14 protein-coding genes are annotated in these 16,329 nt (G+C 61.8%); 7 read left to right on the top strand and 7 right to left on the bottom strand.

Annotated elements, in window-relative coordinates; genetic code table 11:
- Both RJQ10_RS05800 and RJQ10_RS05805 read right to left on the bottom strand, forming a co-directional pair.
- On the bottom strand, positions 1 to 210 hold a 210-nt coding region (locus tag RJQ10_RS05800), incomplete at its 3' end, for a ribonuclease H1 domain-containing protein (protein WP_350144555.1).
- Positions 211 to 235: 25 nt separating this feature from the next.
- The gene (locus tag RJQ10_RS05805) at positions 236 to 1,693 is read right to left on the bottom strand and encodes a flavin-containing monooxygenase (protein ID WP_350144557.1); all 1,458 of its coding nucleotides are present in this window, start codon (positions 1,691 to 1,693) and stop codon (positions 236 to 238) included.
- Positions 1,694 to 1,842: 149 nt separating this feature from the next.
- Between RJQ10_RS05805 and RJQ10_RS05810 the strand changes: the two genes are divergently transcribed.
- The gene (locus RJQ10_RS05810; protein WP_350144559.1) at positions 1,843 to 3,687 is read left to right on the top strand and encodes a DUF3604 domain-containing protein; all 1,845 of its coding nucleotides are present in this window, start codon (positions 1,843 to 1,845) and stop codon (positions 3,685 to 3,687) included.
- 34 nt (positions 3,688 to 3,721) lie between these two features.
- Here the strand turns inward: RJQ10_RS05810 and RJQ10_RS05815 are convergent, their stop codons facing one another.
- Positions 3,722 to 6,121: a patatin-like protein gene (locus tag RJQ10_RS05815; protein ID WP_350144561.1), complete on the bottom strand. Its 2,400-nt coding sequence runs from the start codon at positions 6,119 to 6,121 to the stop codon at positions 3,722 to 3,724.
- A gap of 284 nt (positions 6,122 to 6,405) precedes the next feature.
- The gene (locus tag RJQ10_RS05820; protein ID WP_350144563.1) at positions 6,406 to 6,981 is read right to left on the bottom strand and encodes a TetR/AcrR family transcriptional regulator; all 576 of its coding nucleotides are present in this window, start codon (positions 6,979 to 6,981) and stop codon (positions 6,406 to 6,408) included.
- Positions 6,982 to 7,074: 93 nt separating this feature from the next.
- On the opposite strand from RJQ10_RS05820, the gene RJQ10_RS05825 reads away from it, so the two are divergent.
- The 3 genes from RJQ10_RS05825 to RJQ10_RS05835 all read left to right on the top strand — a co-directional run bounded on the left by RJQ10_RS05825 (position 7,075) and on the right by RJQ10_RS05835 (position 8,477).
- Positions 7,075 to 7,515 carry a cupin domain-containing protein gene (locus tag RJQ10_RS05825; RefSeq protein WP_350144565.1) on the top strand — a complete coding sequence of 147 codons (441 nt, stop codon included), beginning with the start codon at positions 7,075 to 7,077 and terminating at the stop codon, positions 7,513 to 7,515.
- A gap of 267 nt (positions 7,516 to 7,782) precedes the next feature.
- Positions 7,783 to 8,097, top strand: a complete 315-nt coding sequence (locus tag RJQ10_RS05830; RefSeq protein ID WP_350144567.1) for a hypothetical protein — start codon at positions 7,783 to 7,785, stop codon at positions 8,095 to 8,097.
- Complete coding sequence (locus RJQ10_RS05835) at positions 8,094 to 8,477, top strand: hypothetical protein (protein WP_350144569.1); 384 nt, start codon at positions 8,094 to 8,096, stop codon at positions 8,475 to 8,477. Before RJQ10_RS05830 ends, RJQ10_RS05835 begins: the two co-directional genes overlap by 4 nt.
- A 45-nt stretch (positions 8,478 to 8,522) precedes the next feature.
- Here the strand turns inward: RJQ10_RS05835 and RJQ10_RS05840 are convergent, their stop codons facing one another.
- The 3 genes from RJQ10_RS05840 to RJQ10_RS05850 all read right to left on the bottom strand — a co-directional run bounded on the left by RJQ10_RS05840 (position 8,523) and on the right by RJQ10_RS05850 (position 11,767).
- On the bottom strand, positions 8,523 to 9,524 hold the full coding sequence (locus RJQ10_RS05840; RefSeq protein ID WP_350144571.1) for a hypothetical protein: 1,002 nt from the start codon (positions 9,522 to 9,524) through the stop codon (positions 8,523 to 8,525).
- 84 nt (positions 9,525 to 9,608) lie between these two features.
- Positions 9,609 to 10,529, bottom strand: coding sequence for a TauD/TfdA dioxygenase family protein (locus tag RJQ10_RS05845; RefSeq protein WP_350144573.1), 921 nt, complete (start codon positions 10,527 to 10,529; stop codon positions 9,609 to 9,611).
- Positions 10,530 to 10,687: 158 nt separating this feature from the next.
- Complete coding sequence (locus RJQ10_RS05850; RefSeq protein ID WP_350144575.1) at positions 10,688 to 11,767, bottom strand: amidohydrolase family protein; 1,080 nt, start codon at positions 11,765 to 11,767, stop codon at positions 10,688 to 10,690.
- A 464-nt stretch (positions 11,768 to 12,231) separates the two neighbouring features.
- Between RJQ10_RS05850 and ggpS the strand changes: the two genes are divergently transcribed.
- The 3 genes from ggpS to RJQ10_RS05865 all read left to right on the top strand — a co-directional run bounded on the left by ggpS (position 12,232) and on the right by RJQ10_RS05865 (position 16,252).
- Entirely contained in the window at positions 12,232 to 14,526 is a 2,295-nt protein-coding gene (gene ggpS / locus RJQ10_RS05855) for a glucosylglycerol-phosphate synthase (RefSeq protein WP_350144577.1), read from the top strand.
- A gap of 61 nt (positions 14,527 to 14,587) precedes the next feature.
- The gene (gene gtfA / locus RJQ10_RS05860; RefSeq protein WP_350144579.1) at positions 14,588 to 16,036 is read left to right on the top strand and encodes a sucrose phosphorylase; all 1,449 of its coding nucleotides are present in this window, start codon (positions 14,588 to 14,590) and stop codon (positions 16,034 to 16,036) included.
- Positions 16,037 to 16,117: 81 nt separating this feature from the next.
- The gene (locus RJQ10_RS05865; protein WP_350144581.1) at positions 16,118 to 16,252 is read left to right on the top strand and encodes a DUF488 family protein, N3 subclade; all 135 of its coding nucleotides are present in this window, start codon (positions 16,118 to 16,120) and stop codon (positions 16,250 to 16,252) included.
- The last annotated feature ends 77 nt before the right edge of the window (positions 16,253 to 16,329 follow it).

The raw sequence follows: 16,329 nt of genomic DNA on the forward strand, positions 1-16,329 counted from the left end.
AACCCGGGCCGGTCGGGCGGCGGTCTTCTTGCGCGTGGCGGGCCGCGCCGGGGCGCCCCTGCCGTAGGCGCTTTCCGCCTCCGCGAGGGTGGGGTAGGACTTGTAGCGGGCATCCGGGAAGCCCTTGACCAGGCGCTCGGCCTCCGGCCAGCTGGTATAGATGCCCGGCGTCTTGCCGGTCCAGACGACGTAGTATTTTTGCTTGGCCATGGTGGGTCCTGATTGCGGGTCGGTATCAGGCGAGATTGTACTCGTGCAACCCGCAGGAATCCTGTAATTGACAGAATTCCCGGAAATTCCCCGGAAACAGGAACGGCGCGTGGCCGGAAGCATTGCGGTAGTAGCTGTGGCAGTCGCTGGCGCCCCAGGAAAACCGCGGAAACCGGTCGGCCATCCAGTCGTTGTAGTCGGCAAATACGTCGCCGCGTACCTCCATCCGCGTGGCGCCGGCGGCGCACATCTCTCCCAGCAGTCTGACGATGGTGGCCACGCTACGTTCCGCGGTCTTGAAGTAGGACACGTTCAGCACCAGGCCATTGGGGCCCACGGCGAAGAAATAGTTGGGAAATCCCGGGACCGAAATCCCCTTGTGGGCGCGCGGATTGTCGGCCATCACCTCGGCCAGGCGGGTGCCGTCGCTGCCGGTAACCTCGATGCGGTCAAAGTCCAGGATCCGATAGCCGGTGCAGTAAATGATGATGTCGACGTCGATCTCGCGGCCGTCCGTGGTGATCAGCCCCGTGGGGGTGACTTCCCGCAACCCGGCGGCGACCAGCTCCACATTGTCCCGGTTCAGGGCCGGGTAGAAATCGTCGGACACCTGGCCCCGTTTGCAGCCGTAGCGGCTGTCCGGGGTCAGCTGCCGGCGCAGCTCGGGATCGTCGATGCTGCGGGCAATGAACTTCCGCACCACGTTTTCGAACTGGTCCATGCGCTTGTGGCCCAGGGTTACCGCGTATTCCACCTGGCCCATCAGCGCATTCTGCCATTTCCGCAACAGCGTGATCAGGACAGGAAAGCGCCGGGCAAGGCGTCGTTGCCAGGCTGGATAGGGTTTCTTGCCGCGGGACATGACCCAGTTGGCGGAGCGCTGCAGCACCGTCAGCTGCCCGGCTACTTTGGCGACTTCAGGGACAATCTGTACCGCACTGGCCGCCGAGCCGATGATGGCGATACGCTTGCCGGCGAGTTCCACCGCGTGGTTCCAGCGGGTGCCGTGCCAGCTGTCGCCCCGGAACAGGTCCATTCCCGGGACATCGGGAAACAGCGGCGTGTGCTGGTTGCCCATGGCATTGATGACTACGTCATATTCCAGCGTCTCGCCGCTTGCGGTAGTCAGTTGCCAGCCACCCGCGGGCAGGAACCGGGCGCTGGTGATGCGGGTGTTGAGCCGCAGGTGTGGGTCCAGCCCGAACTCGCTGGCGCAGCGCGCCAGGTAAGCCTGGATTTCCGGTTGGTCGACAAAGCTGGCAGTCCAGTCCGGATTGGGGGCGTAGGAGAAAGAGTAGGAGTGTGCCCAGACATCGCAGGCCAGGCCGGGGTAGGAGTGCAGGCGCCAGGTGCCACCGGGCGCGTCCAGGGCGTCAAAGATCGTAATGTGCTGAAAACCCTGGCGCAGCAGCTCTCTGCCACTGGCGATACCGGCGGGACCCGCGCCGATCACGGCGACCCGCAGACTGGATGGATCTGGCATGCTGTCATCCTTGTGTTTTTACCCGAGTCTTGCATCTAATCCGGGGTCGGGCAATATGTGGGGGCAGGTCTCTCATTGGTGCAGCCCGTTCGGTACAACAATGCAAGACCCGGTCCCACTTCTGCATCTGATAACAACAGGAAAACGCCATGAGACCTTGGTTACCGCTGGTACTACTCCTGCCTCTGGCTTCCGCGGCCCAGGAAAAACAGCTGCTGTGGGGCGACACCCACCTGCATACCACGTTCTCCTCGGACGCTTTCGCCAACAACAACCTGCTGGCAGACCCCGACACGGCCTACCGCTATGCGCAGGGACTGCCGGTCATCCATCCCTATCACCGGGCCCGGGTGCAGATTGAAACGCCTCTGGATTTCCTTGTGGTCTCGGATCACGCGGAGTACCTGGGGGTTATCAGGCACCTGTACTTCAGCGGAGCAGAGGGCGTTGCTACGGGGGTGGTCGACAAAATGAAAGCCGGGTTCGTCGGCTGGCTGCTGCGTCGGCGGGTGGATGCCGGGCGCGGCAGCGAGCTGTTCGTCTCGGTACTGCCGGAGGCGGATGCGGACCCCCGGGCGGCGGCAGCCGAGACCCTGGGCTCGAGCATGATCCCGCCGCTACCCGAGGTCGAAGCCGATACCTGGCGCCAGATCACGGACGCCGCCGAACGCTACAACGATCCCGGTCGTTTTACCACGATGATCGGCTGGGAGTGGAGCTCCATCCCCGGTGGCGCCAATCTGCATCGCGTGGTGATTACCGACGGCAATGCCAACAGCGCACAGCAGTACCAGCCCTTCGGGCTGGATGACAGCCCCTACCCGGAAGACCTGTGGCAGTGGCTGGCCGAAACATCCGCCGCCACCGGCGATGACTTCATCGCCATCCCGCACAATTCCAATATCTCCAAGGGTTTCATGTTCGACGAGCAGACCCTGCGCGGTGAGCCGGTGGGCAAGGAGTGGGCGGAGGTGCGCAGCTTCTGGGAGCCGGTCGCGGAGATTACCCAGATCAAGGGCGATTCCGAGACCCACCCGGCCCTGTCCCCCGCGGACCCGTTCGCCGACTTCGAAACCTATCCCTTTTACATCCAGCAGGGCACCAGTGAATATCTGCCCCGGGCGGGTGATTACCTGCGCCCCGCGCTCCTGCGAGGACTGGGCCTGGAAGCTGCGATCGGCGTCAACCCCTACCGTCTCGGCTTTATCGGCTCGACCGATTCCCACACCTCGCTGCCCTCGGCGGAAGAGCGCAACTTCCACGGCAAACTGGCCACCGACTCCATTCCCGAGAACAAGAACAACCGCTGGGACGGCGGCGAAGGCCCCACCGGCTGGGCCATGTCGGCGTCGGGGTTGGCGGCGGTGTGGGCAGAGGACAACAGCCGCGAATCCATTCTCGAGGCATTGCGGCGGCGGGAGGTCTATGCGACGACGGGCCCGCGTATCGGGGTGCAGCTCTATGCCGGCTGGAACCTGCCCGTGGTCGCTGTGGACGGTGTCGATGACTGGCGGGCAGCCGCCGCCGCGGGGGTGCCCATGGGGGGCACCCTGCCGGAACAGGCTCAAGCGGGCCTGGCGCCGCAGATTCTGGTGCAGGCCACGCGCGACCCGCTGGGTGCCAACCTGGACCGGATCCAGGTGGTGAAGGGCTGGATCGACTCCGCGGGCGAGACCCATGAGCGCGTCTACAATGTGGCCTGGTCCGGAGAGCGCAACGAGGTGAGCGGGCAGCTGCCGCCGGTGGGCTCGACGGTCGATCTGGCCACCGGGCAGTGGGACAACAGCATCGGCGAGCCCCTGCTGGCAGCCCTGTGGCAGGACCCGGACTTCGATCCGGCACAGACGGCCTTCTACTATGTGCGGGTGCTGGAGATACCGACGCCGCGTCACTCACTGCTGGACGCCATCGCCCTGGGGCAGGATGACGCCGCGGGCAAGCCCGCCACGCTGCAGGAGCGCGCCTATACCTCGCCGGTGTGGTACTCGCCGTGAGCCTGTGCCGCAGCGCCGGGACGAATTCGCCAACTCAAAGTTGCGCCGCCTCGGTTTCCAGCGCCTTGATCAGATCGCTGACCTCTCCAAGATGGGGTGCCTCCGCCTTGAGAATGGCCAGGAACAGGGCTTTCTTGATTGCATCGAGGTCGACGCCCGCGGCAATCGCTTCGGGCACGGAACTGCCGACAATGTCTACCAGCCGCTCGGCAGCCGTGAGTCGACCCCAGAGATAGTCGTTCTCGCGAAAGCGGCGGGAGAAGAACGCGCCGAAATTGCCGAACTGCACGCCCTTTAACAGATCCCTCGCGCCGCCCTGGCGCAGGGTGTTGGCATCGTTGACGGCAATCCTGTCGACCTTGATTTCCTCCAGGGCATCCAGGTTCCGGTTCTGGGTCATGGGGAAGGTCAGCACATCGTAGTGGGCGAAACCGAAGTAGGCGGCGAGCACCTCGCGTACCAGCACCATGTCTTCCGCCTGTGCGCACCAGGCGGCCAGTTCTTCGTCCAGGGCGGTGTCGAATGCCACCAGATCGAGGTCTTCCAGCAAGCGGACCAGAAAAGCGTTCAGGTGGTCTTCCTGCATGATGTTGCCGTTGCGCTGCAGCCTCATGCTGCGCCAGTTCAGGTGTTCGCGGAGCTGTTCTGCGCGGTGGTACAGGCGCTGCTTGAGCCGGTCCAGGCGCGGATGCAGCTCTGCGACTGCGCTGACGCCCGGGTCGGTGTAGAGCTCGTTACAGCGCCGGATCAGCAGCAGGACCCGTCGCAGGCGGTGGCGAATGTCGTAGTTGCGCAGGAAAAGGACCCAGGGAGTTGCCTCCCGGTAGCGGGCGTTGCTCGAGGTTTCACCCATGGGCCGGATCCGCTTCATCCGCGCCCAGGCCTGTACCCGTGCCACCGCCTCCCCCCGCGTCAGGCCCCGGGTGCTGTGCTGGAACAGCACCGCAAGCTCGTCCAGCAGCCCCAGGACCTTGAGCCGCGTGTAACCCTCGTAGGCATAGCCGGCTTCGACGGCGGCGCTGGTGTTGGCATCGCTGCGCCAGCGGGCTATGGATTGTACATCCGGTGGTGCCGTCATCTCGGCGTTCAGGGTGGTTCCTATTCTGGCCAGCACCTGGTCGCGAACGCCGTCCGCCACCTCGTGGTGCAGGTGCACCTGCTCGTTGAACTGGGCGATCCACTCCAGGTCGTCGCGAATCGGCTGGTGCCTGGGGATGCTGGACAGCGCACCCACGATGGTCTTGAAGAAGCCGGGGACCTCGTGGGCTACCGCGCGCTCTACCTCCGGATTGGGCTCCAGGTACACCAGTCGCCGGTCGGTCTGGCGGTGGGCTGGATGACGCTGGACGGCGTCGAGGGCCACTGAGACCGGCTTGTTCATCAGCACACTGCCGTCGATAAAGGCAGCGTCCTCCACGGTTTCTCCGGCGCGGCGCGAGGTCTTGAACTGGTCCCTGATAAACGCCTCGCGCCCGTCCCATTCGAGACCACGTTGTTGCACCAGGGTATCCATTTCTGGAAGCCGGGCCGGCGGAAATGCCCCGGGAAAACTGCTGGTGGCCCTTGCGGCGAAGGCCAGGGACGGCAGCTGGTCACGCCCGAGCGTGGAAGTGCTTTCCCCGGTCTGGTTGAAGTGGTGGTGGAAGTGGAACATGTGACGGTGCTCCCGCTCGCGGATCTCGGGCGGATCGTGCAGCGGAATCGTTTGCGGCCGGCCCCAGAAATCCGTGGTGGTGACAAACAGCTCCAGTGGCAGGCCCGGAGGCAGCAGGGAGTGATGACAGCCGTCCTCCTCTTCGCCCATGGATTGCAGCGCTTCCAGCATCATCGCGCTCATGCGCGGACCGGAGAAGGGCGGTTCGAACCAGCGCGAGCGCATGAACAGCGACAGGTTAAGCAGGACCTCGGGGTCTTCGCCAACGATGCCGAGGCGGCGCTGCCGCCGGCGTTGGTGCAAGCGTGCGAGCCAGAACAGCGGCCGCATGTAGGCTTTGGACATGCGGCTGGCCCGCGCCTCTGGATCCAGCAACTCGTCGACGTCGGCCAGTTCCAGCCACAGTTTGCGATGGTCATCCAGGGACAGGTCGAAGGCCAGGGCCCGCGCCAGCATGATGCCGTTGATGCCACCCGCGGAGGCGCCGGCGATGACGTCCACCAGCACCCGCAGGCGCACGGTGCCGCCAATCTGTTGCAGCAGCTGGAGGTAGACCGCTTCGGTGTCCAGTTCGCCGCGGTGGCGGGAGCCGTCGCCGTAGCTGGCGCCGGCGGCCGCGTCTTCGGGCAGGGCGTGGTAGGCACGCGAGGCGCGCACCAGTTTGAGAATTTCACGGGTAATGCCGTGCATGTAGACTGCGAGCGAGACACCGCCATAGCACACCAGGGCGAGACGCAGTTCCCGCTCCGGGATTGCGCCGGGTGTGTCGTCGTCAGTCATGTGAGGTACTCCTTGAGTCTTCAGGCCGCCACCACCACGCGGTTCGCATACGGTCCGGTTGAGGCCCGCGATTTGACTCTGGCAATCACGCCAGAGCTACTGAAAGGATACCTTATCTGTGTTCAGGTACTTGCGCCAACTGTGGCCAAAAGTTCGCGCGGTATTAGCTTGATATTTGCTGGAGGTTGGTCGTGTTGCCCCGGAAATCCGTGGCTGGCCCGAGCCCAACGCCAGCAATATTCATGCAGGATAGTCTTGTCAAAGCAGCCGAACCGGGCCGGATCCTAATTGCTGTTGGCTGTTCGAAGATAGTGGAGCGCCTGGGTGACGATCATCCGCGCACAGCTGACGCTGGTCTCAAGGTCGAATTCAAAATTCATCCGGTAGTAGCGCCAGCTGGACGCGCTCATGACGTAGCGCAGGTTTGCAGCGGTTTGGATGATCTCGTGCTCTGCGCAGTGGGGAAAGGCATCTGCCAGTACCTGCCGCATCCTCTCCAATCGTTCCTTTCCCGAAGTGCTTAGCACGCGGGGCAGTAAATCTGCGCTCAACAGCATCATCACCCGGCGTGGTTGCGCATCAAGCTTTCTGTACAGCACGTCGACATAGCTCGGGAGCTCTTCCACGCTATGGGGGATATCCGGCAGGTCCAGCTCGCCGTACTCGCGGGTGGTGAATGCATTCAGGAATTCCTCCCGGCTTGTGAAGTGGCGGAACATGGTGCGCTGTGAGATATCGGCCCGTTCTGACACGAGCTTGAAGCTGATGTCATTGACCTCGATCGTTTCCGCGAGCTCGCGCGCGGCGTCCAGCAGCAGATTCCTGGTGAACGCGGCTTTCTTGCTGTTCAGTGTGTTCATCTTAAAATGTCATATGCTATGTCATATTGACTTATTCTATGACACTGCTAGTATTCAAGCCAGCCCCACGGAGAAATTACAGGAGACAGGGTCATGGCGAGTCGATCTATCGTACAGCACGCGAGTGACGGTGACTGGCTGAATGTGCTGGGCATGCAGATCAAATTCCTCTGTACCAGTGAGGATACGCAGGGGCGCTACTCCAGCATGCTCAATACCGTGCCCAAAGATTGCGGGGCTCCGCCGCACACCCATCCCTGGGATGAGGCGTTCTACGTGCTCAGCGGGCGCATTGAGCTCCGTATCGACGATAAAACCCACGAGCTGGGCACCGGCGACTACGTGCTGGTACCGGCCGGTCATGTGCATGCGTTTACCGGGCTGTCCGACGAGGAGGGCCTGTTGATTGCCTATGAATCTCCCGGCAATTCCCATGAGTTCTTCCAGGAGATCAACGATACGGTCCGCTCGCTGCCTGACGATCTGGTCAAGATGCCGGGTATCGGCGAGCGCCACCAGGTGAGTTTTGTGTAACTGGGTATCGGTGCTTTATCGCACCGCTTGAGAAGCAACAGGCCGAGATCAAAGCTCGGAAGGGGACAGCGCCATGTACATCGATACCTTATTGACGTTCAGAAACCCGGTTCGCGAACAGATTCGCGGCAACAGCGGTCGAATCCTGCCACTGCTGACGGCCCTGATACTGGCGTCCCCTGGTGTGGAGGCCTCGGTGATGGCGATGGCTTCAGTTATGCCTCGCATATCCTGTCGGTTAACGCGGCAGGCCCCCGCAGCCCGCTGGTGGCTTTAAACGCTTCTGTAGACACCTGTTTTCGTGTCACCCAGGATACCAACGCGCGCATCAACGTTGCCCTGGAGGGCGATACCAATGCCGGGCGCAATTATGTTGGCTTACAGCTGGACGGGGTGGGTGATGAGGGTGGGTTTGAGCGATTGTATTCCACCCCTTCCCGCTTTGGCCCGGGGGAGCTGTCGGGGACAGACAGTCGGGAAATAACCCTGCGCGAGGGTTTCACTTATGAGCTTTCGGGAGAATCCAGGGGCAGCACCCTGTACAGTGCCCCCACGATGGGCCGGCCCCGCCCTCCAGCTTGAGCTACAGCCTGTTGACTACCCAGTCGTTGGCTGACAACTCGGCAGAGAACAGTCTCAAGCCCGGTGCCAGCAACTATACCGGCGTTCAGGGCACTCACTTTGCCCACCAGTTCCTGCTCGACAGCGATGAGGTGTCCGGCTTGGGGGGTGCTGCCGTCTGGTTGGACCCCGATCTCGGCCTGGATCCGTTTGGACCAGGGTTTACTCTGGGGCTTCGTTTCGACACGCCTGATATGAACACGATCATGGTCACTCAGCAGCCATTGACCGCCATGGTTGGTGTCAGCGCAGTACCCGCGCCTGCCTCTCTCTGGCTGTTATTGATGGGAGTGGGAACGATGTTGCTGGCCGGGCGCGGGCGCCCCTCTGCCAGCGTCTGAATCGGGAATATCCTCACAATCACACATCACTCACGAGGGGCAATCTTATGACCGCCGGCGCCGGTGGACACCCCCGACTCCCAGCATGGCAAGTATGCCGAGGACCAGGCCCCATGTTGTCACTGCCGGTACCGCTGTCGGTGTGGTGTTTCTCAGCGAGAGACGGATATCACCAAAGCAGGACTGATCCTCGCAGGCCCAGAAAGTGTCGGCGAGCGTGCCGAGACTATCGTAGAAGCCGGATATTTGCAGCAGGTAGCTGCTGCCATTGTAGTCGAACCCCGCGCCGGGGAAGCTTTTGGGCGTATAGATATGCGCATCGGGGCACTCGGTGCTTGCATTGGGGTTGCCATCCGAGATGAAGATCTGCGTTGCAGCCGGGTCGCCCGGGCCGGTATTCGGCGATGTTGGGGTGCCGGCCGGAAGGTCACTGGGACACCTGTCCGTGGCCAAATTGGGCACCCACGCGCTGCCGTCGAAAAAGCGGAATCCACCGGGACCGTAACCCGCGTTGTTGGTCTCCCAGTTATAGATGGTGAAAGTGCCTGTGGTCGAGTAGACAGCATTCGCATCGCCCGATGCCTCTGCGTTTACCGCATCGGTCAGGTTGGCGAAGAGGGCGATAGTCCATTCCATATCCGACGAGAGGAGTGCCGTGCCCACGCTGATCGGATCGTTGAAGTGCGTCAATCTGCCAACAGGCACTGCCAGACTGTTGTCCTCTATGGGCTGATCTTCAACGCGTGAGAGCGCATAGCCGCTCTGGCCAGCATAGGGGCCATCCGCTCCGGTGGCCGTGCCCCAGGGAAGATCAACGGTTACACCCATCCCGTTGCGGCCATCAGCGTCGGCTCCGACGTCAAAGGCGCCACCTGTTGCGGTGTCGGCATCGTTGGTGTAGGCGACGCCGGAGCCTCCGACCGCGGTACCCGAAATAAAGCCGCCATAGCCATCGACGAAGAACGTATCTGCTCCTGCTGTCGAGGCGGTAGCCCCCAAAACAAGCGTGCATAGCAGCCTGGCTGGTCGATTCTCTCTCTTCAACATTGTTTTCCACTCCAATGAATGCCCTTAGCATACCCCTGGGTGCCGGGGGTGCCATGATCTATATCAAGGGGTGGATCGGCAGCCTCATGCGCTCCCGGCCTGCAGCAGTCGCCCCATCGCCACGGTGTTCTTCAGCGTTGTGCGATGCACCAGGCGGGAGGCGTCGGGCGGGTTGCCAAACGCGCGATGCATGCTGCGCAGGTTATCCCACAGCACCATGTCATTGGGCTGCCAGTGGTGTACGTAGCTGAAGCGTGAGTCGGTCGCGTGGGCGACCAGTTCGTGTAGCAGTGCATCTCCTTCCTCTGCCGGCAGACCCAGCACCTCGCGCAGATGCAGGGGGCTGACACACAGCGCTTTGCGGCCGCTGATCGGGTGTCGCCAGACCAGCGGGTGGACGGTGTCCGGGAAATGCGGATAGAAGGCCTTTTCCTTTTCCAGGTTGGTTTCGTCGTGGCGCTCGACATCCGGTCGCCCAAAGCGCATTTCCCGAGGGTCCGCGATGAAGCGGAAGCGCGCCTCAAGGTGGGCGATACGCTGTTTGGTGGACTCTGGCAGGGCATCGTAAGCCGCCGCAGTATCGATCCAGCCGGTCTCGCCGCCAGAGTAAGGCATCTCCAGCATGCGCAGCAGCGCGCCGCGGTTGGGGGTGGTGGTGTAAACGAGGTCGCTGTGCCAGGGGATGCGCCCAACCGTCGCCACCCCATCGTAGTGATACACCGGGGCCGTTTCGTCGCTTTTGCGGTTGGAGAGCCAGATCAGCTCGGGGTAGCCCTCAACGCGGATGTTCTCGATAGGGTGCACTTCCAATTCACCGAACGCGCGACTCAGCGCCAGCTGCTTTTCCGGGCTGTCGCCGATGCCGCGAAACAGCAGGATGCCCGCATGCAGCCAAGCGTCCTGCATTGCGTCGCGTGCCGAGTCGCTGATCTCACGGTTGAGATCCAGGCCCCGGACCTCGGCGCCGATACCGCCTGCCAATGGGGAGATGTCCAGCTTCTGCATCTTCTGTCGCCTTATAGGAATAATAGGGACTGCAATCAGCAGGATGGTAGGCCCTTGGTGGCGGCGAATCCAGCGCTGGACGGGTATGCGGTGCCCTATCCCGCGACCTTGGCCGGAGTGGGATAAATAGCTGACCTGCACGCGATTGGGCGCGCCGCCTACGGATTGGCCGTGCAGTGACCTGCCCTCTCGGGGCAGGCTCCGTGTGGCGGCAGCAGTGCGAGAAAGTTGCTTCGCGCCACCTGCGCCTCGACATCCGCAGGCAGCGCTTGCAGGAACGCTGCGAACGCCGACAGTTTCTCCCCCAGCTTGTCGTACTTGCCCAGTAAATCCGAACCGATAACAAACCGGTTTGGATGGCGCGACACCAGTGCCAACCAGTCTCCCTCCGGTTTGTCGTTCCCGTCCAGCAAATAGGGCCTGAGGACGGTCCAGGACAGGTCGATGTACAGATTCGGGTAGGCGTCCAGCATGCGGGTTATGGTGGGCAGCAGGAAATCCATCTTGCCCTGGAATCGGTGCAGGGTTGCACTGGTGCCGGCGTGCGCCCAGATAAAATTCACCTCGGGAAACGTTGCCAGTGTCGACTCGACTTCCCCGGCATACAGGGGATTGCGTTCGCGCTTGGACGTGATGTTGCTGTGCAGCAGCACCGGGAGCCGGTGGCGCGCGGCGAAGCGATACACCCGAAACATCGCCTCACTGTTGGCCCGGGGTGTTTCGCCGTCGGTCAATGCCGTTAAATCATCGTGGCGTGTAATGATTTCGCCGATGCCTTGCCACAGGCCCGGATACAGTTCGGTCATTCTCTGCAGGTGCAGGTCAGCGTTTTTGTCAGTCGGGTTAAAGCCGCTCAGGAACGGGTGCAGGCGCTTGCGCTGCGCCGGTGGCAGGTTTTGCAGCGCTTCGGCCAGATAGCCATCGGTGGCGCTGAACCAGTAGACACTGGCATCGTCCCCGGCATAGGTGTCGGGGCGTTTGGGTTCGTCCTCATGCCACTTTTTCATCAGCGGCATGCCGGCGACCATGGCGTTCCCCACCCCGGAGTCATCCATGGCGCTGATCAGGGTGGAGAGGGGGGCCCCCTGCTGGAAAAAATCTACCGTGTGCAGATGGCCATCGGTATAGCGAGCCTCACTATTGCCAGCCGCATGGGAAATGCCGGCTCCGGGTAACAGCGCACCACAGGCTACGAACAGGGCGCACAGTGTGTTCGAAACAGAGGGCGAATGGGGCACGGGGGTAGGCAATGTGGTCGATGGTCGGGCCCGGCAGTGTAGCAGTACTACTCGGGTACAGAACAGCGCAGTCTTACCAGCTGGAACTCGACATTGGCGAGCGGGAACGGTGCGAAGCGCAGGGAGCTCGCACCATTCCAGTGCGCTCATCGCAGAGGTCCGAAGCCTGCGTTTCGCTACCCTCCACATGCCTGTCACCCAGCAAGGCCCCGTACACGCCGGTGCGCAGGGGTAATCGTTAACGCCGTGCGAGGCGGAACCGGAACGCTGGCACGATTCCTGCAGAACCAGACACAGGAAGCAATTTGTCACTAAGCACTTCGGTGCCTGTGCTGTATTCCTCCGCAGTACGTACTCTGTCTTTGCTCCGGGATTGCTTATTGGCAAAAGGTTCGACTGGCTCAACCGGGTCAGGGGAGTGCGGGCCGTGCTGCATCAGGGAACTACTCAGACAGGACAATGGAATGCTACTAGCGACCGATCTCGACGGCACCTTTCTCGGCGGAGACCTCGACAGCCGAACCAAACTCTACCAACTTGTCAGCGCCCACCCGGAAATCGACCTGGTGTTTGTCACCGGCCGTGGACTTGAATCGGTGATGCCGCTACTGTCGGACCCTGCAATCCCGCGTCCCCGGTACATTATCTGTGACGTCGGTTGTACCGTGGTGGACGGCGAAACCCTGCAGCCTCTGCACCCCTTGCAGGGTGACATCGACCGGCTGTGGCCGGGGGAGCACACCATCGAGCGGGCGCTGGAGCACATCGACGAGATCCAGCGCCAGGAAGTGCCCCAGGAGCACCGCTGTTCCTATTTCTGTGAACCGGAGGCTGTGTCCAGCGAGATCGCAGCTATCGTAGAGGGGCTGGACTGCGACCTGCTTTACTCCGCGGATCGGTACCTGGACGTGCTGCCCCGCGGCGTGAACAAGGGGCGCACCCTGACCGCACTGATTGAGCACCTGGGCATTGATCGCGAACGGGTGCTGGTGGCAGGCGACACGCTCAACGATCTCTCCATGTACCGCCAGGGCTTCAAAGGGGTATGCGTGGGCGAATCGGAACAGGCGCTGCTCGACGGCACAGGTGAGCTGCCGCTGGTGTTGCACGCTGGGCAGCCCGGCTGTGGCGGCATTCTCGAGGCGATCAGCTACTTTGCGTATCTCGGCCCGGCTGGAATCGACGTGGAGGTGCGGGACGATTGCGAATCCGGCAAGTCCGACCTGGTGATTGTCTACCACCGCCTGCCCTACGAAGAGCGTGTCGAAAGCGGCGTGACCGCTCGCCGGCGCCCGAAGTCGCCCAACGGTATCATCCCCACCCTGCTGAGCTTCTTTGCAGACGGACGTGCAGGATCCTGGGTGGCATGGTCCCTCCACGACGGCAGTCCGCAAGACTTCGAGACCCACACCGAGGTCGATCAAGATACCTATCCCAACCTGTCCGCAGCGCGGGTGCCGCTGACCACCCAGGACATGGAAATTTTCTACAAGCAGTTTTCCAAGGAAGCGTTCTGGCCGACACTGCACACCTTCTGGGAACGCGCCAGCTTTCAGGAGGACCACTGGCAGATCTATGTGAAGGTGAACCGCCAGTTCGCCGAGTGTACCGCTGCCGAGGCCGCAGAGGGCGCGACCGTTTGGATCCACGATTACAATCTGTGGATGGTTCCCGCCTTCCTGCGTGAGCTGCGCCCGGACCTCACCATCGCCTTTTTCCATCACACTTACTTTCCTTCCGCCGATGTATTCAACGTGTTGCCCTGGCGCCGTGAGATTGTTGGCAGCCTGTTGCAGTGTGACTACATTGGTTTTCACATTCCCCGCCAGGCGGAAAACTTTGTCGACGTGGCGCGGGGCGTTACGCCCCTGGAAGTGGTCGAGCGGATGAACTGCGCACCGCGCTTCTTTACCTACGGCTGCGCGGTGGGGCTCGACGTCATGACCACCAGGATACGGATCAACGACCGTTATATTGGCCTCGGTGCGCATCCTGTGGGCCTCGACCTCAAGCGCGTCGAGCGCGTGTTGCAGGACACGGGCGCCCAGCAGCGCATGGAGCGACTGCGCCGTGAGCTACAGGGCCAGCGACTGGTGTTGTCGGTGGAGCGGCTGGATTTCACCAAGGGTATCCTGGAAAAACTTGAGGCCTTCGAGCGCCTGCTGCTGGAGCACCCGGAACTGGTTGAGAAAGTGACCCTGATCATGGTTTGCGTACCCGCCGCAGACGGCATGACCATCTACGAAGAACTGCAGTTGCAGATCGAGCAGACCGTGGGGCGGATCAACGGTCGCCTGGCGACAGTCGGCTGGACCCCTGTGCAGTTTTTCTTCCGCGCCCTGCCGTTCGAGGAATTGGTCACCTACTACGCCATGGCCGATGTCATGTGGATTACGCCCTTGCGCGACGGCTTGAACCTGGTATCGAAAGAGTACATCGCGACCCAGGGCATGATAGGCGGCTGTGGCGTGCTGGTGCTGTCCGAGTTCGCCGGTGCGGCAGCGGAGCTGCGCGGTGCGGTACTGGCCAATCCCCACGACCCCCGGGAGCTGGCAGACTCCTGCTACCTGGCCCTGTCAATGAGTCGCGATGAAGCACGCAGTCGCCTCGCTGAGGCGTTCCACGTGGTCAGGCACTACGACATCAACTACTGGGCGCAGGACTTCCTGGCCTCTGTGGCAATGTATGACGCCAGCTATACCGGCACCGTGGAATCCTTGCAGCAGGCGCGAGAGAAGCAGGCCAGGCGGGTGGCCTAGCAGGCCGCTTCGCCCGCAACCGAGACTCACTCCAAACACTTACCAGCCTGACGAGGCCGCCATGTTATTGCGCAACAGCGTCCAGTTGATCTGCTACCCCGATCGCATCGGCAACAACCTGGCGGACCTGTACACCGCCCTGGAGAGCCACTTTTCCGACGCGGTGGGGGGCGTACACATCCTGCCTTTTTACCCTTCAAACGCCGACGCGGGCTTCTCGCCGCTGACCCATCGGGAGGTGGATCCCGAATATGGCAACTGGGAGGACATAGAGCGAATCGCCGCAAAATACGATCTGTGCGCCGACCTCACGGTGAACCACATTTCCGATGCCTCGGTGGAATTCGGGGACTTTGTCCAGCACGGCTTCGCATCGAAGTACGCCGACTTGTTTGTCAACGTGGACAAGTTCGGTGAAATCACGCCGGACGATATGGCGAAAATCCATATTCGCAAGGAAAAGGAGCCCTTCCGCCAGGTGACCTTCGCCAACGGCGACAAGGCCCGGGTGTGGTGCACCTTTACCGAGAACCAGATTGACCTGAACTACGAGTCCGATCAGACCTACCACTTACTGGAGAGCTATATTCGCGAGCTGACCTCGCACGGGGTGAAATTGCTGCGGCTGGACGCTTTCGGCTACACCACCAAGGAAATCGGTACCTCCTGTTTTCTGGTGGAACCACAGGTCTATCGCAACCTGGACTGGATCAACGAAGTGGCGCTGAAGTACGGCGCCGAATGTCTGCCGGAGGTCCACGATCACACCAGCTTCCAGTACGCGATTAGCCGTCGCAACATGCACCCTTACGGGTTTGCCCTGCCGCCGCTGCTGCTCTACTCCCTGCTGGACGCCAACAGTGTTTACCTGAAAAACTGGCTGCGCATGTGCCCGCGCAACATGGTCACGGTGCTCGACACCCACGACGGCATTTGCATCCCGGACGTGGAAGGCGTCCTGCCTGACGACAAGATCCGCGTGTTGATCAACAATATTGACGCGCGCTCGGCGGACCCGATACTGCGCCGCTCCGCTGCCAACATACATTCCGTCGGCGCCATCTACCAGCTCACCTGTACCTTTTACGATGCGCTGATGCGCAACGACGATGCCTATCTCGCGGCGCGCGCCATTCAGTTCTTCACCCCCGGCATTCCCCAGGTCTACTACGTAGGCCTGCTGGCCGGTTGCAACGACAATGACCTGATGCAGCAGACCGGTGAGCTGCGGGATATCAACCGTCGCTACTATAGCCTGGAAGATGTTGAAGATGCCGTAGAGCAACCCGTGGTGCAAAGCCTGCTTGAACTGATGCGTTTTCGCTGCAGCTATCCCGCCTTCGACGGCCACTTCGAACTCAATTATTCCAACGACTCAAGCGTGTGTATGGCCTGGCGCCACGGGGAACACTACTGCCGCCTGTTTGTGGACCTGAATTTCAAAACCACCACCGTTACTTATCAGGATGTGGAAACCGGTACGGCGCGGGTGCTGGATCTTGCACCCTGACGGCGGACGCCTTGTGGGTACCCGAAGTAGGGGAATCGTGTGCAGGAACTTAAATGATGACTGATTCGATCCACCTCAAGCGTGTCACTGACCCAGTGGAAATGGTTCGGCCAGGATACGGACCGCTGGGCCGGGTTCCGCCGCCGCTACCGCGACGAACTGGCTCAGGTACCCGATGCACTTTCAAGGCTGCTCGATGATTGTCGACAGGCATAGCTGCGCAAATTCACCACGGCTAGCGTTTGTAAAGAAGCATATAATATGCATTAATTGTGAGGTGCTTTGAATGTCGT

Origin of the sequence: Haliea sp. (assembly GCF_040222615.1) — a bacterium.
Lineage (GTDB): Bacteria > Pseudomonadota > Gammaproteobacteria > Pseudomonadales > Halieaceae > Haliea.